The sequence below is a fragment of the Paenarthrobacter sp. NPDC089322 genome (genome assembly GCF_040684895.1).
Classification (GTDB): domain Bacteria; phylum Actinomycetota; class Actinomycetes; order Actinomycetales; family Micrococcaceae; genus Arthrobacter.
In genome coordinates this window covers 75,657-101,354 of record NZ_JBFBGW010000018.1, presented here as the reverse complement: position 1 = coordinate 101,354, position 25,698 = coordinate 75,657, and the positions used below count along the sequence as shown (strand labels likewise).

Below are 25,698 nucleotides of genomic sequence, written 5' to 3'. Positions count from 1 at the left end.
CAAAGCCCACACCAACCACCAAACCCGCGCCCAGCAACCACTGGCCGCCTAACCAAAACAAACAACGAACCTGTCTCAAAAAGTTGACGACCGCACACCCCCCCCTCCCCGGCAACCCTCTCTCACCAAACACCCCCCCTCCCCGGGCACCCTCTATCACCAAACACCCCATCTACGCTCACCCTCTATTGGCGGCTTCGGCGGAGTCGCGGAACTGGAGCGTTTGCGGCGGGAAGTTGCAAAGCTGCGGATGGATAACGAGTACCTCGGAAAAGCATCCTTCTTCGCCTCGTAGCAGCAGAATCGCAAGGTTCCGAACTCATGGAAGCCGGCAACCACTCCTCGAACGTGGGGCTGCCTTGGCCAACAGACCGGCCCAGGCATACATGGGCGGGGGAGAACCACTCTCCGGACATACAAGGAATTTGGGCCCAACGGGCCCCTTCTCGATGCTTTGCCCATGGCGTTGGCCGGTGTTCTTTGTCAAGCCATCATCGCCACGGGACTGCATGGGCTCGTGGGTCGCGAGCGGGTATGCGAGCGCCCAGGGTGATAGAGCGTTTGCGAAAAACCGGCCAACGGTGCGAGAGCGACCACGAAAAACCGGCCAACGGTGAGAGAGCGACGGCCAAAAATCGGCCAACGGTGCGAGAGGGTTCGTTGTGTCCGGCAAGGCAAGGATGGGCAAGCACACTCGGACTACGCCGTCACGCCGGGCCACCGCGGAGCGGCTGCCGTCCGGCGGCGTGCGTCAGAGCGACGAAGGAGCAGCACGCAGAGGACGGCGGCCGCACCGCGCCCCTGCGCAACCAACGGCCGCACCGCGCCCCTGCGCAACCAACGGCCGCGCCGCGCCCCTGCGCAACCAACGGCCGCTCCACGCCCCTGCGCAACCAACGGCCGCTCCCCGTTCACCCGCACCGCCGCCTTCGCGGGCACAAGCTCACTCGCCCAGGACTTCGGCCGCCTCAAGCCATTCGAGCTCCAGGCCCTCTTTCTCTTCCAGCAACTCCTGCAGCTTGGCGTTGAGTTCACCGAGTGCGTCGAAATCGCCGGATTCGGACTTCGCCGCCATCTGGGTGTGGAGCTTCTCTTCCTGCTGCGCGAGCTTGCCGAGCTGACGGTCGATCCTGTTGAGGTCCTTGCGGGCTTCGCGTTTTTCGGCCTCGCTCGCACCGGAAGGCGCAGAGGACGACGCACCTGGGCCTGCCGTCGTCGGAGCGCCGGACGTGCCACCCACGGTGCCGGTAGCAAGCGCCGCCTCTCGTAGTTCCAGGTACTGGTCAACCCCGCCAGGAAGTCCTCGGAGCTTCCCGTCTCCCAGCAGCGCCATTTGGTGGTCGGTGACGCGCTCCAGCAAGTAACGGTCGTGGCTGACGACCACGAGCGTGCCGGGCCAACCGTCCAGGACGTCTTCGACGGCGGCGAGGGTGTCGGTGTCGAGGTCGTTGGTGGGCTCGTCGAGCATGAGGACGTTGGGTTCCCCGACGAGCAGGCGCAGCAGCTGGAGACGGCGGCGCTCACCACCGGACAGGTCAGCTACCGGCGTCCATTGCTTTTCCTTGGTGAAGCCCAGTTGCTCCACGAGCTGCCCTGCGGTGAATTCCTTGCCGCCCACGCTGAAGGAGCGCTTCTCGCGTTCAATGACCTCAATGACGCGCAGGTCCGACACATCGTCGAGTTCCTTGACGTCCTGGGTCAGCACTGCCGTAACCACGGTCTTGCCGCGCTTCAGTTTCCCTGAAGTGGGCTGGATCTCACCGTTGAGCAGCTTCAGCAGGGTGGACTTGCCGGCACCGTTGACACCAACCAGGCCGAGTCTTTCCCCGGGCGCCAGACGCAATGTGATGTTGTCGAACAGCTTCTGTCCGGATTCGCCGCCTTCAAAATCAAGCGACACGTTCTCGAGGTCCAGGACATCCTTCCCCAAGCGCGCCGTTGCCATTTTGTTCAGGGCTACGGAGTCGCGGGGTTCGGGAACGTCGGAAATGAGCTCGTTGGCGGCTTCGATGCGGAACTTCGGCTTTGATGTCCGGGCGGGGGCCCCTCGCCTCAGCCACGCAAGTTCCTTTTTAACGAGCTGCTGGCGTTTATTTTCGACGACGGCGGCCATGCGGTCCCGCTCGGCGCGCGCCAAAACGTAGGCGGCGTATCCGCCGTCGAACATGTCCACCATGGCGTCGTGGACTTCCCAGGTGTAGTTGCAGACTTCGTCGAGGAACCAGCGATCGTGGGTGACCACGAGGAAGGCGCCTTGGTTGGCCCGCCACCGGGTCTTGAGGTGCCGGGCGAGCCAGGCCACGCCTTCGACGTCGAGGTGGTTGGTGGGCTCGTCGAGCATGATCACGTCATGGTCTTCGATGAGGAGCTTCGCCAGCGCAACACGGCGTTTCTGGCCGCCTGAGAGCGAGTGCACGTTGGCATGCCAATCGACGTCCCCTACGAGCCCGCCCATGACTTCACGGATCTTGGGATTGGCCGCCCATTCGTGATCCGCGCGGTCGCCGACGATCGCGGTACCGACGGTCAGGTCGCCGTCGAGCACGTCGCTTTGGTCGAGGTAGCCAACGTTCACGTCCCCTCGTTTCGTGACGCGGCCCGAGTCAGGCGTCGAGCGCAAGGCAAGCAGGCGCATGAGGGTCGATTTTCCGTCGCCGTTGCGGCCGACCATGCCGATGCGGTCACCATCCTCCAAACCGAGGGTGACGCCGTCGAGGACAGTGCGGGTCGCGAACGAAACGCTAAGGTTTTCGCCGCCAAGCAGGTGGGCCAATGGGTACTACTTTCTACTGCCGGGGTGCGGAAGCTACTAAAGGAGGGTATCGGAGATGATCCGGGCGCCGGGCACGGGTCCATGCACGGCCAGGGCGGTGTGGCCGCGGTGGGTCAGTTCCTCCGCCAGGACGCTGGCGGCTACGGAGTCCCTCGCGAGCAGGGCAATGGTGGGACCGGAACCGGAAACCATGCCTGCCAGGGCACCGCGGGCTTCGCCAAGGCCGATAGTGTCGCGGAGTTGTGGTGCGAGCGCGATCGATGCCCGCTGCAGGTCGTTGATCAGGACGCGGCTTAAGGTTTCGGGATCCCCGTTGCGCAGGGCTTGGAGGATCGTCGGGTCCACGTCCACTGGCTCGGAAATATCCGCACCCTCGGAATCGCGTAGCCCGTCCAAGGTCCGGAACACGTCGGGGGTTGAAAGTCCGTAATCGGCGAAGACCAACACCCAGTCCATCTGCGCTTTGGCGAGGGCGGGCGACAACTTGTCCCCAACGCCAAGGCCGACGGCGGTACCTCCCAGCAGCGAGAACGGCACGTCTGCGCCCAACTCACCTGCCACATGCGCGAGTTCCTCGCGGGACAGGCCGCTGTTCCAGAGGGCGTCGCAGGCAAGGAGCGTAGCCGCGGCGTCGGCGGAGCCGCCGCCCATCCCGCCGGCTACGGGCACGCGCTTGGTTATTTCCAGGTGCACGCCGGTTGGCTTCTCTGACATCTCAGCCATGATGGCGGCAGCTTTGTATGCGAGGTTGCGTTCATCCAGCGGGATGTCCACGCCATCCAAGTCCAGCGTGCTGTTGGGGCTGATGCTGACGGTGATTCCGGGGGCTTCGGTGCTGGTGGCCGCAACTTCCTCATAGAGGGAAACGGCCAAGTAGACGCTGGCCACGGAGTGGTACCCGTCCGGGCGCAGGGGGCCCACGCTGAGTGAGACATTGACCTTCCCCGGCGCTTTCACCCGGACGGTCCTGGCGTGGAAGCGGCCACCCGCGTAAGGGAGGCCGCCGGGTTTGCGGGTGTTCGGGCTCATGCGTCCACTGGGTGGCGCGCTTCGGCGATCCGGACATAGGCACCGATGTCGAGGACTTCTCCCCTGGCCGTGGGATCGACGCCGGCGGCAACAAGGCAGCGTTCAGCCTCGGCCGCGCTTCCTGCCCAACCCGCCAGGGCTGCCCGGAGAGTCTTCCTTCGCTGCGCGAACGCGGCGTCGATGACGGCAAAGACTTGCTCGCGCGTGGCATGGGTGGCAGGCGGGTCCTGGCGGGTGAACGCAACAAGCCCGGAGTGGATCTTCGGCGCGGGCCAGAAGACGTTCATGCCGATCACGCCGGCTTTCCTCATGTGCCCGTACCAGGCAGCCTTCACGGAAGGAACTCCGTAGATCTTGGACCCGGGCGTCGCCGCGAGCCGGTCGGCTACTTCATCCTGCACCATGACCAGGCCGTGCCGAAGGCTTGGGAAGTGCTGCAAGAGGTGCAGCACCACGGGAACCGCTACGTTGTAGGGCAGATTGGCGACAAGTGCCGTGGGTTGAACCGGAAGTTCGGTGACCTTCATCGCGTCGGAAAGGACCAGATGGAAGTTCTCTTCGGCCTGTGGCCGCCACTCCCGGACGGTATGGGGAAGCTTTTCGGCCAGGACGGGATCAATCTCGACGGCGACCACGGTCCGGGCCGCGTCCAGCAGGCCGAGCGTCAAGGACCCGAGGCCGGGACCCACCTCCAGAACCGTCTCGTCGGCGTCGATGGTGGCGGCGGACACGATCCTGCGGATGGTGTTGCCGTCGATCACAAAGTTCTGCCCCAAGGTCTTGGTGGGGCGGACACCGATTTCCTCGGCTAACCGTCGGATGTCTGTGGCACCCATCAGGGGCGCGACGGCGGCGGGTTCGGAATTCGGTTCAGTCACCTAGGTATCGTATCGCCTGAGCGCGATCAGGCTGCGTGCGCGCAGCCCCAGTCGCGCAGTCCGTTCTTGGCGTACAGGCGGTTGGCAATATCGATCTGCTGGGCTTTGGTAGCGAGGTTTGCCGTGGGGGCATAGGCTCCGCCACCGTTGGCCAGCCACGTCGGGCTGGAGAACTGAAGTCCACCGTAGTAGCCGTTTCCGGTGTTGATGGACCAGTTGCCTCCGGATTCACATTGGGCAATCCTGTCCCACATTGCCTCGTTCGGAGCACCTGTGGGACCGCTGGACGTGGCTTTGGCGGCCGCGACCGGGCGTGCCTTGGTGCCGACTGCGATCTTTTCAGTCACCGGCTGGGTGGTGACATTGCTGGAGACGAGGGTGCGGGACGCTTCCCGCCCGTCAACGAGGACCAGCTTGAAGGTTTTGACGACCGAGCCGGGAACACCCTCCTGGGTGACCTTCTCTTCGCCCTTGTACAGCTCCGCGGTATCGGTGCTGACGCTTTCGAAGGGAACTTCCTCGGTAGCTTCAGCCGTCTTGCTGGTGTCAACACGGGAGACCTTGATCACCATGTCCTGGATGACCGGCGCGTTGCTCGGCTGGGAGACGCGGTCGCTGGCGCCCAGCGTGATCCCGGCGTCCTTCAGCACTGTGGCGACATCCGGTGCCGTGGTGGTGGTGCTCGTGTCCTTCCCGTCTGCGACGAGGCTGATGGTCTTGGGCGTCGAGATGGAGACGAAGGAACCTGTCACTGCGAGTGAGGCGTCCTTGGGTTGGGAAATCTCGGAGGAGCTTGCAACTCCGAGTTCGCTCACCAGCCCGGCAACATCCGGAGCGTTTGTATTGACGGTCTTGCGGGCACCGTCCAGCTCGATGGAAACGGCTTTGGCGAGGTTGATGTTCACCACGGAGCCGTTCTCCACTTGGGTATCCAACGACGGGGAGATCCGGTCCGCGTCCTTCAGCTCGACCTTGGCGGCTTTGACCACTTGGTCAACTGTGCCTCCGAAGGTCTGGATGGAGCTCACTTTGCCGTCAACGTTGAGGGTGACCGTCTTGTTGTTGCCCACGAAGGCGACGACTCCGACTACCAGTGCTGCTACAACCAGCAACTGGGCACCGACTTTGAGAAAGCTGAACTTGCCATCCGTTGTGAAGAACTTGATCACGATTGCCCATAACTCTCAGACCATCCGGGCACGGGGAAAGCGCAGAAAAGTAACGCCAGCCGCAAAACCAAGGGGCCAGGCACATTGCCTGGTCCCATGTCCGCTGCCGGCATCTGCGCCGCCAAAAACATTCAACTGAAGTGGTCCAAAAAACCGGACCAGTTGTCCGAAGGCCTTCCCCGACCCCGGCTACTAGTTGTACACAGTAACCGATCTGTTATAAACGGACCAAGAATTCTGCATACCGGGTATCCATGCCGATTCCACCACTCCGGGCTCTCACAACCCCCTTTTTACGCCCAGGAACCGTAGGCGTTGAGGGTGTTTCCCGAGAGCCGCGCGCACAATTCCGCGACGTCATCTTTTGTCACTTCCGCCATGGACCGGACGGTGTACGGGACCATGTAGCTCGCGTTCGGGCGGCCTCGATACGGGTGCGGCGTGAGGAAGGGGGAATCGGTCTCCACCAGGACACGGCTCGGCTCTGCAATGGCCAAGGCGGCACGGAGGTTTGCAGCGTTCTTGAACGTCATCGTCCCGGCGAACGACATGTACCAACCGTTTTCGTTGCAGATACGGGCCAACTGTTCGTCGCCGGAAAAGCAGTGGAAAACGACGCGTTCCGGGGCTCCTTCTTCTTCAAGTACCTGCACGACGTCGTCGTGTGCGTCGCGGTCATGGATTTGCAGCGTCAGCCCCAGTCGCTTGGCGATGTCAATGTGCCGGCGGAAGGAGTAGCGCTGATGCGTGAGTCCTTCGCCGTGCGTCCTAAAGAAATCAAGGCCCGTCTCGCCGATGGCCCGGATCCGCGGATGCCGGGCGAGTTCCTCGATCTCCGCGAGCGCAGCTTCCAGTTCGCCGCGTCCTGCGTAGACAGGTGCATCGTTGGGATGAATGGCTACGGCTCCCAGCAAGCGCGGGTCCAGATCCACCGCCTGGACCGTGAATCGCGACGACTCAAGGTCGCAACCGACCTGCACGGCCCCTTGGACCCCGACTGCCTCCGCCGCATCCATGGCGTCGGGCACGGCTACTTCGATCAGTCCGTGCCGGAAGTCCAGATGGGTGTGGTTATCCATCACCGGGACAGGAAGGGGTTCCGGAGCCGGGGGGTACTCCCTCCGGGAATCCATGGTCTCCGTGGTCCCGGAGGACGCGCGATAAGGAGCGGGGGCGAGGGAGTTGCACATGCTTCCACCTTAATCGGACCAAGGTTCCGCAACGTTCGGGACGACGCGCAGACTCCCGTATCACGAAGGTCCAAGAGACAAATTCCAGTTGGCACATAAATTCCCCGGCCACTATGTCAGCCATGGCCAAAGTCTGGGTAGTCTGGAACGGACAAGGGGCCACGCGCGGCAGTGGCCACGGCTGAAGGGCAGTCCATGGAGTCCAAGCGACAAGTCACCGTTGATCCTTCCCCCCTCCAGGGCGAGGCGTACAGCGCCCTGCCCAGGGATGCGGCCGTGCTCAACGGGCACAGGCAGCACGTGATGGACTCCGAACGCTTCCACGACGCCAGCGAGCGCATTCTGGGCGCTATCAACAAGGTCATCGACGGCAAAGCCGACGCCGCAAAATTGGCTTTGACTGTCCTGTTGGCCCAGGGGCACCTCTTGCTGGAGGACGTGCCCGGCGTCGGGAAGACGTTGCTGGCGAAGACCTTGGCGCGGACAGTGGACTGCACGGTGTCCCGCATCCAGTTCACACCCGATCTCCTGCCTTCGGATGTCACCGGTGTGTCCATTTACAACCAGTCCTCCAGGCAGTTTGAGTTCCGGCCGGGAGCCGTGTTCGCCAACATCGTGATCGGCGACGAAATCAACCGCGCTTCGGCCAAGACCCAGTCCGCTCTCCTGGAATGCATGGAAGAACACCAAGTGACGGTTGATGGGCACTCGTACCAGCTTGGCCAGCCGTTCATGGTGGTTGCTACGCAAAACCCCATCGAGATGGAGGGGACCTACCCGCTCCCCGAGGCCCAGCGTGACCGGTTCATGGCACGGATTTCCATGGGTTATCCGGACCAGGACGCCGAGATTGAGATGTTGGAAACACATCAGGCTGCGTCTCCCCTGATCAAGGTAACGCCCGTGGTCACGGCCAACGATGTTGCCGCGATGATCGCCACTGTCCAGCAGGTGTTTGTTTCAACGGCCATCAAGGAGTACACGGTGGCGATAGGCAGGGCGACGCGTGACAGCGCCCGCCTGCGGCTCGGCGCAAGCCCACGCTCGCTTCTTCAGTTGCTCAGGGCCGCCAAGGCGACCGCAGCGTTGGACGGACGCGACTTCGTGCTTCCGGACGACGTCGTGGATGTCGCCGAGGCAGTTCTCGCGCATCGGATCATTCTGGACCGCAAGGCTGCGAGTTCGGGCGATACCCCGCAGACCGTCCTTCGCGGCATCCTCGCTTCCCTACCGGTGGCCCAGGACGCCCCGGGCGCGTGGCGCAGGGACAGGCACAGCGCATAGGAGGATGCCGGCGTGGCACTGATGGATCGGCTCCCGAAGCACCTCTTCACCAACCGCGGCTGGGGACTGCTTGCCGCCGGGGTGGTTTCACTCGTGTCCGCGCACATCATGGGCCGGCGCGATCTGCTGACGCTGGCAGTGTTCCTGCTCCTGCTGCCGTTGGTTGCCTTGGCTGGCGTCCGCGTGCTCAAGCCAAAGTTCCAGGTGTACCGGGAATTCAACCCCTCCACAGTGGAAACGTCCGCTACAACCACCGTGCGTTTGGCCGTCGCCCGGACCACGTACTCCACAGGCCACGTCATCATGGAGGAACAGTTGCCGTCGCGATTCGGCGATCCTCCCGCTTTCCGCTTTCCCGCACGGTCGGCTTCCGGTGGGACCAGCCGCTACGAGTACCATCTGCGGTCCGGCAAGCGCGGACAATTCCGGATCGGGCCGGTCACCGCCGAGTTCAGCGATCCCTTCGGTTTGTCGTTGCGCCGCCATTCGATCGACGACGGCGACCTCCTCACCGTGACGCCTGCCGCCGTCGAGCTTCCCGTCACCGGGCTCGCCGGGGCGCGCGGCAACGACGGCGTCACCGCCACCCGCATCCGGGCCAATCCGAGCGATGACGACATCATGACGCGCGAATACAGGCATGGCGACCCCATGCGCCGTGTTCACTGGCCCGCCACAGCACGCCACGGACAACTGATGGTCCGGCAGGAAGAGTCAGTGACCACCCCGGAAGCGACCATCATCCTGGACCAACGCTTCACCGCCTTCCCGTCCGGCACAGCGTCGATGTTCGGAAGCCACGAAGACGATTCCGATCTTGCCACCAACGCGGGATTCGAATGGGTGGTGACGGCGGCAATGTCCATTTGCGCGCATCTTGCCGAGCGAAACTATTCCCTCCGTGCCCTTGACGCGTTCGGCAAGCCCGCCTTCAGCCGCTCGAGGTCCGCTTCGGATCCGAGCGCGGAAGAGTTCACGGGCGGTGGCGGACTTCATGCCATCGCTGAGGGACTGGCGGCCATCGAGTTGAGCGGCCCCAAACACCACCGCCTGGAGCAGCACAGAACAGAGCAACACAGAACTGATCAGCACGCGGACGCCAAGGCAGAGCAGCCGAGGCAGTCCCCCGATTCCCCGGGTGCGGAGAACATGGACTCGGCCTTCGATGACCGTCTTATGGACAAGCTCGCAGCCCACCGCCTCCGCGGCCCGCTCCTTGCCCTGTTGGGTCACGTGACGCCGGCGGAAGCCAAAGCCCTCGCGCCCGCAGCAGGCTACGGCGCAAATGCGTTCGCCCTGCTGGTGACTGACAGTGGCCACAGTAACGACGACGTCCTGGAGACGTTGCGGCAGGGTGGGTGGCGGGCTGTGTCTGTCACGTCCAAAACGCCACTCGCGGCCGCATGGTCCAGTTTCGATGAAGGCGGCATTGTGGCCGCTGCAGGTGCGGCGATGGACGTGCGCCGTGGGGCGGCGGTACCCAGATGACTACCACCTCGCATCGCGACCCGGCCGGTCCAGGCCCCCAAGGGTATCCGTCGGGCGGAACCCGGCCCGGTCCACAGACGGGTCATCCGGGAGCGCCGTCGCGTCGGGAGCGCCAGGGTCCCGGCCTCTATCCGTGGGCCATGGCCGGTTCCGTGGCGGTTGCCGTGCTTGGCCCAGCCTTGTCGCTCAATGGGGTTTTCAGGGGTTGGGCCTGGTTCATGCCCCTGATCACAACGGTGGTCGTCGTGGCATTGGCCTTGGCTATCCTGCGATCCCTCCGGGTCCAGCCGCTCCTCGCCACGTTGGGCGCCTTGGCTTCGCTGGTTGGGATACTGAGCTTTACTTTCTGCCGGCAGGACAGCTTCCTGGGTTTCATTCCCACGTCCGGGACGTTCGAGGCGGTGGGGCGCCACATCAAACGCGCCGCTGAGACAGTTGTATCCGAGAGCGCGCCGGTGGCCCCCAATACCGGGATCGTGTTCGTGGCATGCGCTTGCTTGGGACTCTTGGTAGTCCTGATCGATGCGTTGGCTGTACCACTTTCCATGCCTGCGGCCAGCGGGATCGGTCTCTTGGCTGTGATGGTGGTCCCGGCCACCATCAAGCCGCAGAGTGTCGGCATCGCGGGGTTCATCGGGGCGGTGGTCGGCTTCCTCCTGATACTTGGCTGCAGCCAGTGGTTCGCACCCGATTCCAGGTTGCAGTCCGGAGCACCCCGAAGTTCAGGTCAGTTCAGGCGTTCCCTGGTGACGGGGGCGCTGACGCTGGGACTGGCGTTGGTTGTGCCTCTGGCGATTCCGGGTTTTGAAACGGGCACTTTTCCGCAGGGCTCCAGGCTGTCGCCGTGGGGAACCTCCAACGGGCTCAACCCGATGATCACCCTGGGCAACAGCCTGCGGAGTCCCACGGGCGCCGGTCGCATCACGTATGCGACGAGTTCCAGCTCACCCACCTACCTGAGGTCCGTCACCGTCGAGCATTTCGACGGCGAAACCTGGGCGCCGGACGACCGCTCGGCCACGCGCCGCACCGGTGCCGACAGGATCGAGACGGGGTACGACCTGCAAGGCGAAGTCGTCAACGCGGTGACGTCGATCAACGCAGGACTCTTCACCAGCCCCTACTTGCCCACGCCTTATGCTCCCGTGTCCGTGAACGGGCTCAACGGACGCTGGACCTGGGATCCTGCCACCCTCAGCATCATGAGCAAGGAGACAAGCACGCTCGCACAGCGCTACGTGGTCTTCTCGGCCACGCCGAAGGTCACGGCACAATCATTGTCCCAGGCCACGGCGCCGGCCCGGTCCATTTCCGGCGACTTCCTGCGGATCCCGGCAAACCTTCCAGGCATCGTGCGGGAGACGGCGGACGCCGTCACAGCTTCGGCGGGCAGCAATTATGCCAAGGCACTGGCCATCCAGAAGTACCTGCGGTCCAGCGAATTCACGTACTCGCTTCAGGCCCCGGTTCAGAACGGGTACGACGGGAACGGCCTCTCCGTCCTTGCCGATTTCCTGGCGGTCAAGAGCGGCTATTGCGTGCATTTCTCGTCGGCAATGGCAGTCATGGCCCGGGTGGAGGGCATTCCGAGCCGCATCGCGGTGGGTTACGCACCCGGCCGTCTCACGGGTGAAACGGTGGCCTTGGTCGGGCAGGGTTCCTTCCCCGAGTACGAGGTGGACGCCCGCGACGCCCATGCCTGGCCCGAGCTGTACTTTGAGGGGTTGGGATGGGTTCCGTTCGAGCCGACGCCATCGCGCGGCTTCGTGCCGGAGTACGCCTCCGAAGCTTCCGTGGCAGGCAACCTCAGCACCAACGCGGACGAGAAAGAGGTGCCCAGCACCGCTGCAACTCCGGCTCCAAGCGTTGCTCCCGTTCCGGTCCCCGGCACTCCCGGCGCCGGTTCCACGGAAAGCAACCCCCTTCCGGGCATCCTTGCCTCGGCAGCCGCCGTGTTGCTTCTGGCTGCTTTCCTTGGCTCGCCACGGATCAGCAGGTCCGTGCTGCGCCGCAGCCGCCTGAACCGTAAAGAGCCGCCCGAGGGGGCACCGCCTCCCGGGGACCGCGATGCTCCTGCCTCGCTCGCGTGGGCCGAACTGCAGGACCTCGCCACCGACTTCGGGGTCCCTTCCGCGCCCAGTGAAACGCCGCGGAACTTTTCCGCCCGGCTTCGTTCCAGTGCTGTATTGGGTGAGGCGGGAGGACTCGACGACGGCGCCCACACCGCGGTGGTTTCCCTCACCTCCGACTTCGAACGGCAACGTTATGGTCGCCCGGCAGGTGCGGCGTCGTCAGCTGCGGCGAGAATCGCCGTCGTCCGTGAATCGTTGCGGAACAACGCCGGCTGGTGGGCCCGTTTCCGCGCTACCTGGGTGCCGCCGTCGCTGATGCGCCGCTGGTTCCACGCCCTCGGTGCCCCGTTCCGCGCGGTGGGCACGCTGGGCCGCAACGTCGGGCAGGCTGCCGTACGGTCCGGCAGGGCAATCCGAGGCTTCCTCCCGCAGCGCCGCTAGCAGCCCGCGCTGCGCAACAGCGAAGGGCCCGGCGCCGGAACTTGTGATTCCGGCGCCGGGCCCTTGCTTGTATCAACCGTTCTTGTTGCGAGAGCGGTGATGGGTCCAGCGGAGCCTAGTCGGCGTACGGGTCCGCGATACCTACGTACTGGGTGTAGAGGTACTCTTCGATGCCTTCTGAGCCGCCTTCACGGCCCAGTCCGGACTGCTTGACGCCACCGAAGGGTGCCGCCGCGTTGGAGATGACGCCGGCGTTGAGGCCGAGCATGCCGGTCTCAAGCTTTTCGCTGACGCGCAGGCCGCGGTTGAGGTCCTTGGTGAAGACGTAGGCCACCAGGCCGTATTCGGTGTTGTTGGCCAGGCGGATGGCGTCGTCCTCCGAGGAGAACGTCACGATCGGGGCCACGGGTCCGAAGATTTCTTCCTTCAGGATCCGCGAATCCTCCGCCACGTTCTTGAGGACGGTGGGCTGGTAGAAGTACCCGGGACCGTCGACGGCGGCACCACCGGTGACCGCTGTGGCGCCTCCTGCCACGGCGTCGGTAACCAAGGAGTGGACGCCGTCGCGTGCCTTTCCGTCGATCAACGGGCCAACCTTGGACTCGGGCTCGGTGCCGCGGGCGGTGGTGAGGGAACCGATCTTCGCGGCGAACTTCTGCGCGAACTCATCAGCGATGGACTCATGCACAATGAAGCGGTTGGCGGCGGTGCAGGCCTCGCCCATGTTGCGCATCTTGGCTGCGAGAGCGCCTTCGACGGCCTTGTCCAGGTCGGCGTCTTCGAACACGACGAACGGCGCGTTGCCGCCAAGTTCCATAGAGGTGCGCAGGACCTTGTCCGCAGCTTCTCGGATGAGGGCCTGGCCCACCGGGGTGGAGCCGGTGAAGGAGATCTTGCGCAGGCGGTCATCCTTGATCAGCGGACCGGTCACCGCACCCGCGGTGGAGGTCTGGATGACGTTCAGGACGCCGGCCGGGAGGCCTGCTTCCTGCATCACCTGGGCAAACAGCAGGCTGGTCAGCGGGGTCAGGTTGGCGGGCTTGAGGACCATGGTGCAACCGGCAGCGACAGCCGGGGCTACCTTGCGGGTGGCCATCGCAAGCGGGAAGTTCCACGGGGTGATCAGCAGGCAGGGACCAACCGGCTTCTTCTGCACGAGCAGGCGGTTCTTGCCGTCCGGGGCTGCGGAGTAGCGGCCCGAGACACGGACGGCTTCTTCGGAGAACCAGCGCAGGAACTCTGCACCGTACGTGACCTCGCCGCGGGCTTCAGCCAGGGGCTTGCCCATTTCCAGGGTCATGAGCAGGGCAAAGTCTTCGGCGCGCTCGGTCACCAGCTCGAAAGCCCGCCGCAGGATTTCACCGCGTTCACGTGGGGCGGTGCGTGCCCAGTCAGCCTGCGCAGCGGCGGCAGCATCCAAGGCCGCTGCGCCGTCTTCGGCGCCGGCGTCGGAGATGCTGAGCAGGACCTTGCCGGTGGCCGGGTCCTCAACATCAAAAGTTTTACCGGATCCCGCGGGACGCCACTGACCGTTGATCAGCAGGCCGGTGGGTACGGAAGCCAGCAGTTCGCTTTCGCGCTCAACCGTGACAGTCATGGCGACTCCTTCGTCTGGGGTGCTTTGGAGTGTTGCACCACTAGGGTTCCTTGCCAGAAGTGGCTTGAATTACTGCCACGGTACTGCCCGGCAAGAATCAGTGTCTACGCCTGTGCGCACTGCCATCGGCTCCGCAAATTGTGCAGCTGCACAGGGGCTAAGCCAAGAAGTTTCGAGTGGTCAGCGGGCGGCCAGAACGGCGGAATACAGCTCGCGCTTACTGATGCGGGCGTCATCGGCTACGGCCGCCACGGCCTCCTTCAGCCGAATGCCCTGCGAAACCAGCTCGTTGACGGCTGCAACATGGTCTTCAGGTTTGGCGGGTGCCTGGGCCGGAGCACCACCCACCACCACGGCTATTTCGCCGCGAACTTCGTTGGTTTCCGCCCACTCCAGAAGTTCCCGCAGTGTCCCCCGGATGACTTCCTCGTACGTCTTGGTCAGTTCACGGCACACAGCCACCCGGCGTTCCGCCCCGAAACGCTCATGCAATGCCCGGAGCATCACTTCGAGGCGGTGCGGAGCTTCGAAGAACACCATGGTCCGGCGCTCCTCCACCAATTCAGCCAGGCGGGAATTCCGTTCCCCTGACTTGCGCGGCAGGAAACCCTCGAAGGTAAAGCGGTCCGTGGGCAACCCGGACAACGCCAATGCAGTCAGCACAGCGGAAGGACCCGGAACGGCAGTCACAGTCAACCCTGCGGCCACTGCACCTTCAACCAGACGAAAGCCGGGGTCCGAGACTGCGGGCATCCCGGCGTCGCTCACCATCAGGATGGTCTTGCCGGCGCGGACGTGATCCAGGAGTTCGCCCGTCTTGGCTACTTCGTTGTGCTCGTGGTAGCTGATTACTCGTCCTGACACCTCCACCCCCAAGGACTGGACCAGCCGGTGCAAGCGGCGGGTGTCCTCGGCCGCAATGATGTCGGACGTAGCCAGAAGCTCCACCAGGCGCGAGGACGCATCTCCGACGTTGCCGATGGGAGTTGCCGCGAGCACGATCCTGCCCGTTCCGGGCGTTGCGTTGCGCACCGCTTCAGTTGCGTCGCCGTCCTCATCAAGGAGGGCCTCGTCCGGGGTGCCGTATTGTTCATCCACCTGCCAAGCCTAATGCCGCGCGCACTTCAGCGCCGCAGCAAGGATGGAAAGGTAGCATGGGCGGGTGAACCAGTCTCCCGTTCCCACCGCAGCGCCAGGAACCCCCGTGGACTCTGCGCTGCCTGCGGGAGTCGACGGTGAAGCTGCCGGAGACGATGAAACCGTGACCATCCCAACCCCGCGTACGCTGCCGCCGCGCGTAGAGGACGAGGGCGACAGCTATCCCCTCCCTGGACGAGGACTCGAACGCCACCGTTGGATTGAACGGCCTGCGGAAGCCTTCTCCAAGGAAGCCCTGGTGAAGCGCCTGATCGGTGGGATCCATAGCTGGCGGGACTACCCGGCCTCGTTGCGGTTGTGGTTCTGGCTGGTCCCTGCCATCACCGCGGTCATCGGCGGTATCCTCAGGTTCTTCCGCCTGGAGACGCCTCACAGCCTGGTCTTCGACGAGACGTACTACGTCAAGGACGCATACTCCTATCTGGTGAGCGGTTACGAGCGCAGTTGGCCGGACAAGGCGAACGACTCGTTCAACGCCGGCAACCCGGACATCCTGCTCAACAGCCCCGAATATGTGGTCCATCCGCCCGTAGGTAAGTGGATGATCGCCTTCGGCATGTGGCTGTTCGGATCGGACAATCCCTTTGGTTGGCGCTTCGGTGCCGCATTGACCGGAACGCTGACGGTTTTCCTTGTTTCGTTGATTGCGTTGAAGCTCTTCCGCTCCCACACGCTTGGCGCGGTTGCCGGGCTCCTCCTCGCCATCGACGGCCACCACATCGTGTTGTCCAGGACGTCCCTTTTGGACATCTTCCTGGCTTTCTGGATCCTTGCCGCCTTCGGTGCGTTGTTGTTGGATCGCGACGACGGCCGCCGACGTCTGGCTTCAAGGCTCGCCGCCCAAGCGGCTGCTTCACCCGGGGGCCGCCCTACACCCGGGCAACTGTTGGCCGGGCCATGGCTCGGCATGCGCTGGTGGCGACTGGTAGCGGGCGTGTGCCTGGGATTGGCCGTCGGCACCAAATGGTCCGCTTTGTTCTTCGTGGCTGCCTTCGGCCTGATGGCGGTTTTCTGGGATATCAACGCCCGCAGAATTGCCGGTATCCGCAGCTGGCCCAGTGCCGGGGTCCTCAAGGACGGTCTCCCGGCTTTCCTGACCATCATTCCCACCGCCGCTGCCACATACGTTGCCACGTGGACCGGGTGGTTCCTGTCCAAGGACGCCTACTACCGCCAGTGGGCTGCCACCAACCCCGCCCCGGGCCTGGACTGGTTGCCCAACTCCGTACGCTCCCTGGCCCACTACCACTTGGAAGCGTACAAGTTCCATCAGGGCCTCAGTTCGGACCATCCTTACGAGTCCAGCCCTTGGACCTGGCTCGTGATGGGCCGGCCAACCGTCTTCTACTACCAATCCCCCAAGCCGGGGACTCCCGGCTGCGTTGCCGAAACCTGCTCCTCAGCCATCCTCCCTGTCGGCAACCCCATAGTGTGGTGGGGCGGCGCCATCGCACTCGTCGTGCTGTTGTTCTGGTGGGCAGGCCGCCGGGATTGGCGAGCCGGCGCCATCCTTGCAGGTGTCGCTGCCGGGTACCTTCCCTGGTTCATGTACCCGGAACGCACCATGTTCATCTTCTACGCCGTGTCTTTTGCACCGTTCCTGGTCCTGGCATTGACGTATGTCCTGGGGCTCACCCTGGGACGCAGCAGCGACCCGCCGTGGCGGCGACGATCCGGACTCTACATGCTGGCCTTGGTCATGGTCCTGGCTGTCCTCGCAACGGCCTACTTCTACCCGGTCCTGACGGCCGAGGTGGTCAGCTACCAGGAGTGGCGGATGCGGATGTGGATGCCGTCCTGGATCTAGGCTGGACAGCGCAGGGTTAGGAATTTCAAAGGAAGTGACGCGGTAGTGAGGGAAGCAAGCACGGAGCTCCTGGTCGAGGCCGACGAGAACAGCAATGTGACGGACCTCCTCCTGGAACGGTGCCGCAAGGACCCCTTCGGGATTCTGTTCGCCCACAAAACACCCAACGGCTGGCTCAACGTCCCCGCTTCCCGCTTCCTCGCAGACGTCCAGGCCTTGGCGAAGGGGTTGATTGCCGGCGGTTTGAACCCCGGTGATCCCGTTGCTGTCCTTGCCCCGTCAAGCTACGAGTGGACGTTGGTGGACTTCGCCATTTGGCTGGCCGGGGGCGTTACCGTGCCTATCTACGAGACCTCATCTGCCGGGCAGATCGAGTGGATCCTCCTGGATTCGGGGGCCCGACGCATCTTCGTCGACGACGCTGCCAAAGCGGCCATGGTTCATGGCCTTGTGGACAGGTCCACTGTCTTGGGCGACGATCCGGTGGCAATAATCAAGATGGAACATGAAGGTGAGGCTCCGAACCTCAGCAGCCTCGCCGCCGTCGGAAGCGGCATCACCGATGCTGAACTGGAACGTCAACGCACTACGGCCCAACTGTCCGATGTCGCATCGATCGTCTACACGTCCGGGACCACGGGCAAGCCCAAAGGCTGCGAGATCACGCACGGGAACTTCGTGCTCGTCGCGCGGAATGTCATTCCGTTCCTCCCCGAGCTTCTGATGCAGCATGGCGCCAGGACTTTGATGTTCCTGCCATTGGCGCACGTGCTGGCGAGGGCCGTTCAGGTAGTCTGCCTCACCGCCGGGGTCACCTTGGGGCACAGCGCCGGAGCGAACGGACTCATGGCGGATTTGGGCGTCTTCAAACCGACCTTCCTCCTTGCTGTGCCCCGCGTTTTCGAGAAGGTCTACGCCGGTGCCGGCCACAAGGCCGCCATGGCGGGAAAGTCTGCGCTCTTCGCGGCGGCGTCTGCCACCGCCGTCGAGTATTCGACGGCGGTGGACCTCGCTGCGCGGGGCGAGGGGCACGGTCCGGGTTGGCTGCTGGGCGTGAAGCACAAAGCATTCAACAAGCTCCTCTACCCTAAGGTGCGCGAAGTATTCGGGGGCGCCGTGCGCTACACCGTGTCAGGCGCGAGCGCGCTCAGCCTGCGCGAGAACCACTTCTTCCACGGCGCAGGTGTTCCTGTCCTGGAGGGCTACGGCTTGACTGAAACCACCGCACCGTGCACGGTGAACACGCCAACGATGTCGCGGATCGGGACCGTCGGGATTCCGCTCCCCGGCACCACCATCCGGGTAGCACCGGACGGCGAAGTCCTGGTCAAGGGCATCGGCGTGTTCAAGGGGTACCACAGCAACGAGGCTGCCAACGCTGAGGCGTTCGTGGACGGTTTCTTCCGCACAGGGGACCTCGGTGAACTCGACGAAGACGGGTTCCTGACCATCACCGGGCGCAAGAAGGACCTTCTGGTCACGGCCGGCGGCAAGAACGTTGCCCCTGGCCCCTTGGAGGAAAAGCTGCGTGAACACCAACTGGTGGGACAGGCCGTGGTCGTTGGCGATGGCAGGCCGTTCGTTGCGGCGTTGATTTCAATCGACCGTGAAGGCCTTGCCGATTGGTGTGCCGAACACAAGGTCGAGGACCTCTCCCCCGATGACGCAGTGTCGGATCAGCGCGTGCGGGCAGCGGTCCAATCCGCCGTGGACGAAGCCAACAAACTGGTATCCGCGGCCGAGTCGATCAAGAAGTTCACCTTTATCAAGGCCGAACTCAGTGTTGAATCCGGGCACCTGACGCCGTCGCTCAAACTCAAGCGCGCCGCAGTGGTGAATGACTTTTCCGGAATCGTGGACAGGCTTTACGAGCGCTGAACCGCGCACCGCCACCCTTCTTATCGACGAACAGCCTCATCTTCAGGAGTGTCCTCAAACGACTCTTCTTTTTCGCTGTCGTCGACGGCAGACGACTTAGCACCGGCACCGCGGCGACGACGCGTCGGCCAGGTGAGAATGAATGTCACCGTGGCTGCCAGGAACACGAGAGCGCCGATCACGATACCTGCGTCCACCCAGAACTGGCCCGGGAAAAGTCGGATAAGCGTGTCCTCCAGCGAGAACGTCCACGTGCCGCTGGCGAAGAAGATGCGGTGGAACTCCGTAAAGAACGTCTGCCAGCTCAGGACTGCCAGGACGGCAAGGCCGATGATGATCACCAAGGTAACGATGGAACCCGCAAAGAGGCCGCGCCGCACGCCGCCCTGGCTGCGCTTGCGCAGATAGAGGATGGCGATGATGCTGAGGATGATAAGCAGAAGGCCTGCGCCGAACGAGGACAGGATGACAAGCTTCACGTCGGCCATGTGCGAAACTTCAGTGTCCTTGAACAGCTTGGCACCATCCTCGTGGACCAGCCCGCCGAGGTACCGGGGACCGGACCAGTTACTGAGGTAGTCCACCGCGTAGGAGCCATAGGTCATACGATCGTCCGTGCTGAAACCGTAGCCGTCGCCCGGGAACCCTGGCCGGTTGTATTCCACCCAAAGGAACAATGGGCTGGTTACAGCCCTGACCGCCAGCACCAAGAGGATGACCGGGTAGAAGACAGCCAGCAGGACCTGGAAAATCCGGGGGCCAATGGGCTTGACCTTCGCGGCCTGCTCACGCTCTGCGTTGCGCCTGGCTACCTCGTCTTCGGGCGGGCGGACCTGAAGGGCTGACGTCGGAAGCGGTTCCGAGTAGTGTGCAGGCTGGCCTGAGGAAGGGTTGCTGGCCAAAGGGTTGCTGGCCGAAGCATCAGCGAACAGCGGCGGTTCAGGCTCTGCATCCGCAGCCTCGGCGGCCTTGCGGTCCGCCCGGCTCTCGGGCTGGATAGGAGCGGAAGTATCCGAATCGCTGGAAGGTGAAGACGCACCGGCAGGAGCAGATGCCGCTGACGATCCGCCGGATGTCCGGGGCTTCATCCAGTCGAAGGCCGGTTCATCGGGGTCGTCATGGACGTCCGTCTCCGGTTCCTGCGGTTTTGGGCTCTTGTCGCTCACAGCGGTTTCACTTCCGTAGGCATCCACCGGCCCTTGCATGCTGCCGGCTCACTTGTCTGCATTCGAGCCTACAGTCCGGCTTCGGGTAGACACGCGGAGCCACCCCGCCTGGAGCCGGATTGAAACGTAACTGTAAGGTGCTAGGCAGCAATGCCGCGATATCCGGCGTCGTGACTGTCCAAATCACCTGTGGCACCCGAGCGGGACGCCCGCCGCCCAAGAACCAGGGTGTAAGTCCAGTAGGCAGCCAGGACCAAGGCCCCGATGGTGATTTTTGCCCACACAGGCAGCAGGCTGGGGGTGACAAAAGCCTCGACTACGCCTGAGATGAGTAGAACCAGGACCAGGCCAAGGGCAACCGTAATGAGGGAACGGCCCTCATCGGCCACCGCCTGCAACCGTGTCCTGGGACCGGGCCGGACCATCGCCCAGAAAATCTGTAGACCGGCGGCACAGGCAATGAACACTGCCGTCAGTTCCATGAGGCCATGGGGAAGGATGTAGCTGAAGAAGACATCCAACTTGCCGGTCGCCGCGAAGGCCCCGGCAGCTGCACCGGCGTTTTGGGCATTCAGGAAGAGGATCATGGGCACCCAGAAGCCTGTGATGCCGAAGGCCACTGCCTGGGCGGAAATCCATGCGTTGTTGGTCCAGACCGCCCCCGCGAACGACGCCGCCGGATTCTCCGAGTAGTAGTCGATGAAGTCTTCCTCGATGTACCGTCGCACGCTCTCGTCACTTCCCATGACGGCCCGCAAAGCTTCGGGTGACGTCCCGATCCAGAACGCGTACCCGGCTCCGACGAGCACGAAGAAGATGCCACACCACACCGTCAACCAACGGATCCGGTAAAACGCCGCGGGCAAAGCGATGACGAAGAAGCGCGCAAGGTCTTCCATGAAGTTCGACCGCGCCCCCGTGAACCTGGTACGCGCTTGTGCAAGGGCTGCGGAGAGCGACGACGATAGTGCTGTTTCCGGCGCTACCGAGCGGATGAGGGACAAATGCGCCGACGCGGTCTGGTACAGGCGCAACAATTCATCCGCTTCTTCCCCGGTGAGCCGCCGTTTGTGCGCCAGGAAAGAAAGGCGCGCCCATTTGTCGCCGTGCACAGCCGAAAACGCGTCAATGTCCACGGCACCACCCTAACCGCTGGGAAGGACCGCGGCACAGGATCGTCGACCGCAGCTAGACTCGATCATGCGGGCGCGTGATGCGGTCCGCCGCAGTGCGGAACTACGGGGGCGGACTTGAGTTCAATCATTACCGGAGAGGCAGTGGTCCTGGAACTGCGGCCTGCGTCGTTCGCTGCCCGCGCTCTTGGGCTTATCCTGGACGTCATCGCCCACATCATCCTGCTGATCCTGCTCATTATCCTGATCAGCATGGCCTCGCGTGACCTCGACGAAGCAGCCGTGCAAGCCCTGATATTGTCCAGCGTCGTCTTTTCCTTCGTGATCGTGCCCGTAACAGTGGAGACCCTGACCCGCGGCCGTTCACTGGGCAAACTCGCCACCGGCCTGCGGATTGTGCGCGACGACGGCGGCTCCATCCGGTTCCGCCATGCCGTGATCCGCGGGCTCCTTGGTTTCCTCGAGATTTACCTGACTTTTGGCGGTCTGGCCATCGCCGTCGCTTTGTTCAATGACCGGTCCAAGCGCCTGGGCGACGTCGTTGCAGGCACCTACTCGCTCCGCCAGCGCGTGCCGTCGGAACCGCGCATCCTCCCCGGGGCACCGCCTTATCTCCAGGCATGGGTTTCGATGGCGGACATCGGCCGGGTTCCAGACGCAACCGCGCGCCGGGCCGGAACATTTGTCCAACAGGCCTACCTGATGGCCCCGGCCTCCCGAACACGGATGGCTACGGCCCTGGCCACCGAACTGGCCCACTACGTTGCCCCTCCTCCGCCCCCGGGGACCCGCCCCGACGACTACATCGGGGCGGTCCTCGGCGAACGGAGGAACCGCGAACTCAACCGCTTGAGGCAAGCCGAACAGCGCAACTCGACTGTCGGCGAGAGGCTTAGCCGGTTGCCGTTCAGCCGTTCAACCTAATCCGGCCTCCTGGAACGATCAGCCGATCCAATGGGCCGGGGTTGCCAAGCGCTCGGGCAGCAGCGTTCCGCCGGAGCCCTGCGCGGAGTTTATTTGCGGCTGGGTGAGGTAGAGCGAGCAGGACAGGTCGGCGTCGTGAAGGCGGGCGTTCCGCAGATCGGCACCGAGCACATCGACTGCTGTGAGGTCGCTTCCTTCGAGGTTCGCACCGATCAGGTAAGCCCCGCGGAGGTCCGCGCCGCAGAGTCGACGGTTCGCGAGCCGGGCTCCCATGAGGTCGGCACCCGGGCGGAGACCGTCGTCGAGCCCATGGCGGCCCTCAGCCCCGTACGAAGCCCGCACTTCCTCACTCACTTCCATCAGCAGGGCGCGCACCTCGCCGTGCAGGCGTTCGACGTCGGCAGCCAGGACCGCTGTCACGTCACCGTGCGTCGCGGCCTCTACAGCGGAAGAAAGCAGGACGGCATCGCTTGCCAGCGCGGAGTCCCGGGTGCGCCGCTTGGCTTCGTCCAGGTACCACAACATTTCGTGGAGTTGCCGGACGATTCTGAAGACCGCGAACATGGCGTCCTGCGATGACGGGTCCTGCGACCAACTGACGCCGGCGAAAATGCGTTGCGAGACCACTTGGCCCGCTCCGAAACAGTCAAAGACCGTGCATCCGCTAAATCCGCGGGGACGCAACCTTTGATGGATGGTGCAGGAAAAGTCGCCTGCCATATTGGGGCACGCCGAAGCGGCCGGTTTGTCGATGGCGAAGTCAGCCGATCGGATGAAGCCCAAGGCGGTACAACAAAGGGCAAAGCAGTTGCCGCAGTCCGGGCGAAGGTGTGGTGAAAGAGTCACGAGTGACTGCGGCGCTCTTAGGAGCGGGCTACCGCTGGGCGTAGCTGGCCCAGGGAATGTTCCAGTCCCCGAAGCCCTCGAGCGGTTCAACGGCCGGTGCGCCAGTGTTCAGGATTTGCACGACGTCGCCGGTTTTCATGTTGTTGAAGAACCAGGCAGCATCCTTGGGCAGCAGGCCAACACAGCCGTGGGAGACGTTGGCCACGCCAATGGAACTCCATGCGGCTTCAAGTGCCTGGTGGACGTAAACGCCGGACCAGGTCAATCGGTTTGCGTACTCGACAACGAGCGGCGGGTAGTAGCCCTTGTCCCCCGGCTTCAAGCCAATGGTCCCGGCATTGAAGTTGGAGTGCCGTTCCTGCTCCATGATCACGGCATATCCGGTGGGCGACAGCCAGTCTTCCCCACCGAGGGAAACGGGCGCTGTGTAGACCAACTGGCCATCGGTGTAGACGTTCATGGTCTTGGTGTTGTCGTCCACCACGGCCACCCGCTGGGGGCCGGTGGTGAACGTGGACACGACGTCGCCGTTGCCGATCATGTTATTGCCGAAATTGACGCCCAGGAGCTTCATGTCAACCGTGACAGTGGTACCGGAGGCCCAGAAGGTTTCGGGTCGGATGCGGACCTTCTTGTCCGAATACCAGTGCCAGGCGACGGGCTGGCCCGATGACACAGTGATGGCAACACGCTTTTCCATGGCGGCCTTGTCCAGCACCGGCTCACTGAAGTTGATCTCGATCGGCTGGCCGGAACCTGCCACTGTGCCGTTACGGGGGTAGATGGAAGCGTCGGCTTCGTAAGCGGCGGAAACAGTGGTGAACGTCTGGGTCTTCTTGGTTTCCTTGCCTGCCGTGTCCACCACGGTGAAGGAATAGCTGTACTTGGTTTTGAACTTCAAGACCTCAAGGGTGGTCCATGTGCTTCCATCTGCGCTGGTCTTGCCCTGCACAGGAGCGCCGCCGCCGGTGGGTGCCAGCACAACGTCTTTGATCTTGCCGTTGACTGCCTTGATCTGCGGGCCCACCACGGGGTTCCACTCCACGGCGCCGTCCAGCGGCGTGACACCGAGTTCAACGGGCTTGGCTTCCGGCGTCGGAGTTGGTTGGGCCGTACCCACGGCATCCTGGCTGAATCCGGAAAGCCATCCGGGAGCGGTAGCTACGCCAATTCCGCCCACGGCAATAGCGGCACAGATCCCCACAATCGCAAGGACCTTGCCCGTTTTCCGTTTGGCGACTTCCGTCATGGTTTCCGTCTTCCTGTCCCCCGGCAAGCAATTCTGAACATCCAATTCTAGCCGACAGGCCGGCCACGCTGGTGACGTGTCCGGCCTGTCGGTGAGAATCCTTAAGCAGCAGGTGGCCTAGTAGCGGTAGTGCTCCGGCTTGTAGGGTCCTGCGACATCCAGGTCAAGGTAGTCAGCCTGGTCCTTGCTCAGTTCAGTCAGCTCCACGCCCAGCGCGTCCAGGTGCAGGCGCGCCACCTTTTCGTCAAGGATCTTGGGAAGGACGTAAACCTGCTTCTGGTATTCACGCTCGCCGGCCGGCTGGTCCCTCTTGGTCCAGAGTTCGATCTGCGCGATGGTCTGGTTGGCGAACGAGTTGCTCATGACGAACGACGGGTGGCCGGTTGCGTTGCCCAGGTTCAGGAGCCTGCCTTCGGACAGCACGATGATGGAGCGCTCGTTGTCCGTCCCTTCATCGAAGACCCACTCGTGGACCTGCGGCTTGATCTCCACCTTCTTGACGCCTGCAACCTTGGCAAGGCCGGCCATGTCGATCTCGTTGTCGAAGTGGCCGATGTTCCCAACAATCGCCTTGTTCTTCATGCCCAGCATGTGCTCGGCCATGATGACGTCCTTGTTGCCAGTGGTCGTGATGAAGATGTCGCCTTGGGCGAGCACGGACTCGAGCTTGGCAACCTGGTAGCCGTCCATGGCGGCCTGCAGTGCGCAGATGGGGTCGATCTCGGTCACGACCACGCGGGAACCTTGGCCCCGCAGCGCTTCCGCGGCGCCCTTGCCGACGTCGCCATAGCCACATACGACGGCGACCTTGCCGCCCATGAGGACGTCCGTCGCCCGGTTGATGCCGTCCGGGAGCGAATGCCGGATACCGTACTTGTTGTCGAACTTGCTCTTGGTGACGGAGTCATTGACGTTGATGGCCGGGAACAGCAGCTTGCCTTGCTCGGCCAACTGGTAAAGCCTGTGCACGCCCGTGGTGGTTTCCTCGGTCACACCCTGGATCTTTGCTGCCAGCCGTGTCCACTTCTGCGGATCCGCTGCAAGCGTCCGGCGGAGCAGGTCCAGGATCAGGACGTATTCCTCGGGGTCCTCCTCGGTCGGTGCCGGGACGGCGCCGGCTGCTTCGAACTCGACGCCCTTGTGCAGCAGCAGGGTGGCGTCGCCGCCGTCGTCGAGAATCATGTTGGGGCCCAGCTCCGGGTTGGTGTCCGCTCCGGGCCACGTGAGGATCTGCTCGGCGGTCCACCAGTATTCCTCAAGGGTTTCGCCCTTCCACGCAAAAACCGGAACACCTTGCGGGTCTTCGGGGGTGCCCTTGCCGACAACCACAGCGGCAGCGGCTTCGTCCTGCGTGGAGAAGATGTTGCACGAGGCCCAACGAACCTCCGCGCCGAGGGCGGTGAGGGTTTCGATGAGGACGGCCGTCTGGACCGTCATATGCAGCGAACCGGCAATACGGGCACCTTTGAGCGGCTGGGCGGCACCGAACTCTGCTCGCAGCGACATGAGGCCCGGCATTTCGTGCTCTGCGAGACGGATCTGGTGGCGGCCGGCCTCGGCCAGGGAGATGTCAGCCACTTTGTAATCGAAAGTCATGAAAGTCCTTAGGGGGTACC

General features: G+C 63.7%; 18 protein-coding genes. 6 read left to right on the top strand and 12 right to left on the bottom strand.

Annotated elements, in window-relative coordinates; all coding sequences use genetic code 11:
* Positions 1-943: 943 nt before the first annotated feature.
* The 5 genes from AB0N65_RS16590 to AB0N65_RS16570 all read right to left on the bottom strand — a co-directional run bounded on the left by AB0N65_RS16590 (position 944) and on the right by AB0N65_RS16570 (position 7,039).
* The gene (locus AB0N65_RS16590; RefSeq protein ID WP_364163921.1) at positions 944-2,773 is read right to left on the bottom strand and encodes an ABC-F family ATP-binding cassette domain-containing protein; all 1,830 of its coding nucleotides are present in this window, start codon (positions 2,771-2,773) and stop codon (positions 944-946) included.
* 36 nt (positions 2,774-2,809) lie between these two features.
* Positions 2,810-3,802, bottom strand: a complete 993-nt coding sequence (locus tag AB0N65_RS16585) for a 4-(cytidine 5'-diphospho)-2-C-methyl-D-erythritol kinase (RefSeq protein ID WP_364163918.1) — start codon at positions 3,800-3,802, stop codon at positions 2,810-2,812.
* Positions 3,799-4,680, bottom strand: a complete 882-nt coding sequence (gene rsmA, locus AB0N65_RS16580) for a 16S rRNA (adenine(1518)-N(6)/adenine(1519)-N(6))-dimethyltransferase RsmA (protein WP_364163915.1) — start codon at positions 4,678-4,680, stop codon at positions 3,799-3,801. Before rsmA ends, AB0N65_RS16585 begins: the two co-directional genes overlap by 4 nt.
* 26 nt (positions 4,681-4,706) lie before the next feature.
* A complete protein-coding gene (locus AB0N65_RS16575) occupies positions 4,707-5,849 on the bottom strand; it encodes a transglycosylase family protein (protein WP_364163912.1) in 1,143 nt (380 codons plus the stop codon).
* A 293-nt stretch (positions 5,850-6,142) separates the two neighbouring features.
* Positions 6,143-7,039: a TatD family hydrolase gene (locus AB0N65_RS16570; protein ID WP_364163909.1), complete on the bottom strand. Its 897-nt coding sequence runs from the start codon at positions 7,037-7,039 to the stop codon at positions 6,143-6,145.
* Positions 7,040-7,234: 195 nt separating this feature from the next.
* Here AB0N65_RS16570 and AB0N65_RS16565 point away from each other — a divergent pair, with 195 nt between their 5' ends.
* The 3 genes from AB0N65_RS16565 (at position 7,235) to AB0N65_RS16555 (ending at position 12,324) form a co-directional block, all read left to right on the top strand.
* Positions 7,235-8,323, top strand: coding sequence for a MoxR family ATPase (locus AB0N65_RS16565; protein ID WP_364163906.1), 1,089 nt, complete (start codon positions 7,235-7,237; stop codon positions 8,321-8,323).
* Positions 8,324-8,335: 12 nt separating this feature from the next.
* Positions 8,336-9,811, top strand: coding sequence for a DUF58 domain-containing protein (locus tag AB0N65_RS16560; RefSeq protein WP_364163903.1), 1,476 nt, complete (start codon positions 8,336-8,338; stop codon positions 9,809-9,811).
* Between the two features lie 140 nt (positions 9,812-9,951).
* Positions 9,952-12,324 (top strand): DUF3488 and transglutaminase-like domain-containing protein, encoded by a 2,373-nt coding sequence (locus AB0N65_RS16555; RefSeq protein ID WP_364163942.1) that lies wholly within the window; start codon positions 9,952-9,954, stop codon positions 12,322-12,324.
* A gap of 115 nt (positions 12,325-12,439) precedes the next feature.
* Here the strand turns inward: AB0N65_RS16555 and AB0N65_RS16550 are convergent, their stop codons facing one another.
* Both AB0N65_RS16550 and rsmI read right to left on the bottom strand, forming a co-directional pair.
* Complete coding sequence (locus tag AB0N65_RS16550) at positions 12,440-13,921, bottom strand: NAD-dependent succinate-semialdehyde dehydrogenase (protein ID WP_364163900.1); 1,482 nt, start codon at positions 13,919-13,921, stop codon at positions 12,440-12,442.
* Positions 13,922-14,101: 180 nt separating this feature from the next.
* Positions 14,102-14,953, bottom strand: a complete 852-nt coding sequence (gene rsmI / locus AB0N65_RS16545) for a 16S rRNA (cytidine(1402)-2'-O)-methyltransferase (protein WP_364163940.1) — start codon at positions 14,951-14,953, stop codon at positions 14,102-14,104.
* Positions 14,954-15,083: 130 nt separating this feature from the next.
* Between rsmI and AB0N65_RS16540 the strand changes: the two genes are divergently transcribed.
* The gene (locus AB0N65_RS16540) at positions 15,084-16,886 is read left to right on the top strand and encodes a phospholipid carrier-dependent glycosyltransferase (protein ID WP_364163897.1); all 1,803 of its coding nucleotides are present in this window, start codon (positions 15,084-15,086) and stop codon (positions 16,884-16,886) included.
* 45 nt (positions 16,887-16,931) lie between these two features.
* Positions 16,932-18,764 carry an AMP-dependent synthetase/ligase gene (locus AB0N65_RS16535; protein WP_364163894.1) on the top strand — a complete coding sequence of 611 codons (1,833 nt, stop codon included), beginning with the start codon at positions 16,932-16,934 and terminating at the stop codon, positions 18,762-18,764.
* A 20-nt stretch (positions 18,765-18,784) separates the two neighbouring features.
* Here AB0N65_RS16535 and AB0N65_RS16530 read toward each other — a convergent pair whose 3' ends face one another.
* Together AB0N65_RS16530 and AB0N65_RS16525 are read right to left on the bottom strand one after the other, a co-directional pair.
* The gene (locus tag AB0N65_RS16530) at positions 18,785-19,930 is read right to left on the bottom strand and encodes a TIGR01906 family membrane protein (protein ID WP_364163892.1); all 1,146 of its coding nucleotides are present in this window, start codon (positions 19,928-19,930) and stop codon (positions 18,785-18,787) included.
* Between the two features lie 140 nt (positions 19,931-20,070).
* Positions 20,071-21,066, bottom strand: a complete 996-nt coding sequence (locus AB0N65_RS16525; protein ID WP_364163889.1) for a stage II sporulation protein M — start codon at positions 21,064-21,066, stop codon at positions 20,071-20,073.
* A gap of 114 nt (positions 21,067-21,180) precedes the next feature.
* Here AB0N65_RS16525 and AB0N65_RS16520 point away from each other — a divergent pair, with 114 nt between their 5' ends.
* Positions 21,181-21,987 carry an RDD family protein gene (locus tag AB0N65_RS16520; RefSeq protein ID WP_364163886.1) on the top strand — a complete coding sequence of 269 codons (807 nt, stop codon included), beginning with the start codon at positions 21,181-21,183 and terminating at the stop codon, positions 21,985-21,987.
* A gap of 18 nt (positions 21,988-22,005) precedes the next feature.
* On the opposite strand, the gene AB0N65_RS16515 is transcribed toward AB0N65_RS16520, so the two are convergent.
* The 3 genes from AB0N65_RS16515 to ahcY all read right to left on the bottom strand — a co-directional run bounded on the left by AB0N65_RS16515 (position 22,006) and on the right by ahcY (position 25,678).
* Positions 22,006-22,614, bottom strand: a complete 609-nt coding sequence (locus tag AB0N65_RS16515) for a pentapeptide repeat-containing protein (RefSeq protein ID WP_364163883.1) — start codon at positions 22,612-22,614, stop codon at positions 22,006-22,008.
* 247 nt (positions 22,615-22,861) lie between these two features.
* A complete protein-coding gene (locus tag AB0N65_RS16510) occupies positions 22,862-24,082 on the bottom strand; it encodes an Ig-like domain-containing protein (protein ID WP_364163881.1) in 1,221 nt (406 codons plus the stop codon).
* Positions 24,083-24,199: 117 nt separating this feature from the next.
* The gene (ahcY, locus tag AB0N65_RS16505; protein ID WP_364163878.1) at positions 24,200-25,678 is read right to left on the bottom strand and encodes an adenosylhomocysteinase; all 1,479 of its coding nucleotides are present in this window, start codon (positions 25,676-25,678) and stop codon (positions 24,200-24,202) included.
* Positions 25,679-25,698: the final 20 nt, after the last annotated feature.

Coding starts and splice junctions, on each gene's coding strand:
- AB0N65_RS16585 (WP_364163918.1), bottom strand. CDS start 3,802: ATGAGCCCGAACACCCGCAAACCCGGCGGCCTCCCTTACGCGGGTGGC.
- AB0N65_RS16570 (WP_364163909.1), bottom strand. CDS start 7,039: ATGTGCAACTCCCTCGCCCCCGCTCCTTATCGCGCGTCCTCCGGGACC.
- AB0N65_RS16565 (WP_364163906.1), top strand. CDS start 7,235: ATGGAGTCCAAGCGACAAGTCACCGTTGATCCTTCCCCCCTCCAGGGC.
- AB0N65_RS16555 (WP_364163942.1), top strand. CDS start 9,952: ATGGCCGGTTCCGTGGCGGTTGCCGTGCTTGGCCCAGCCTTGTCGCTC.
- AB0N65_RS16550 (WP_364163900.1), bottom strand. CDS start 13,921: ATGACTGTCACGGTTGAGCGCGAAAGCGAACTGCTGGCTTCCGTACCC.
- AB0N65_RS16510 (WP_364163881.1), bottom strand. CDS start 24,082: ATGACGGAAGTCGCCAAACGGAAAACGGGCAAGGTCCTTGCGATTGTG.
- ahcY (WP_364163878.1), bottom strand. CDS start 25,678: ATGACTTTCGATTACAAAGTGGCTGACATCTCCCTGGCCGAGGCCGGC.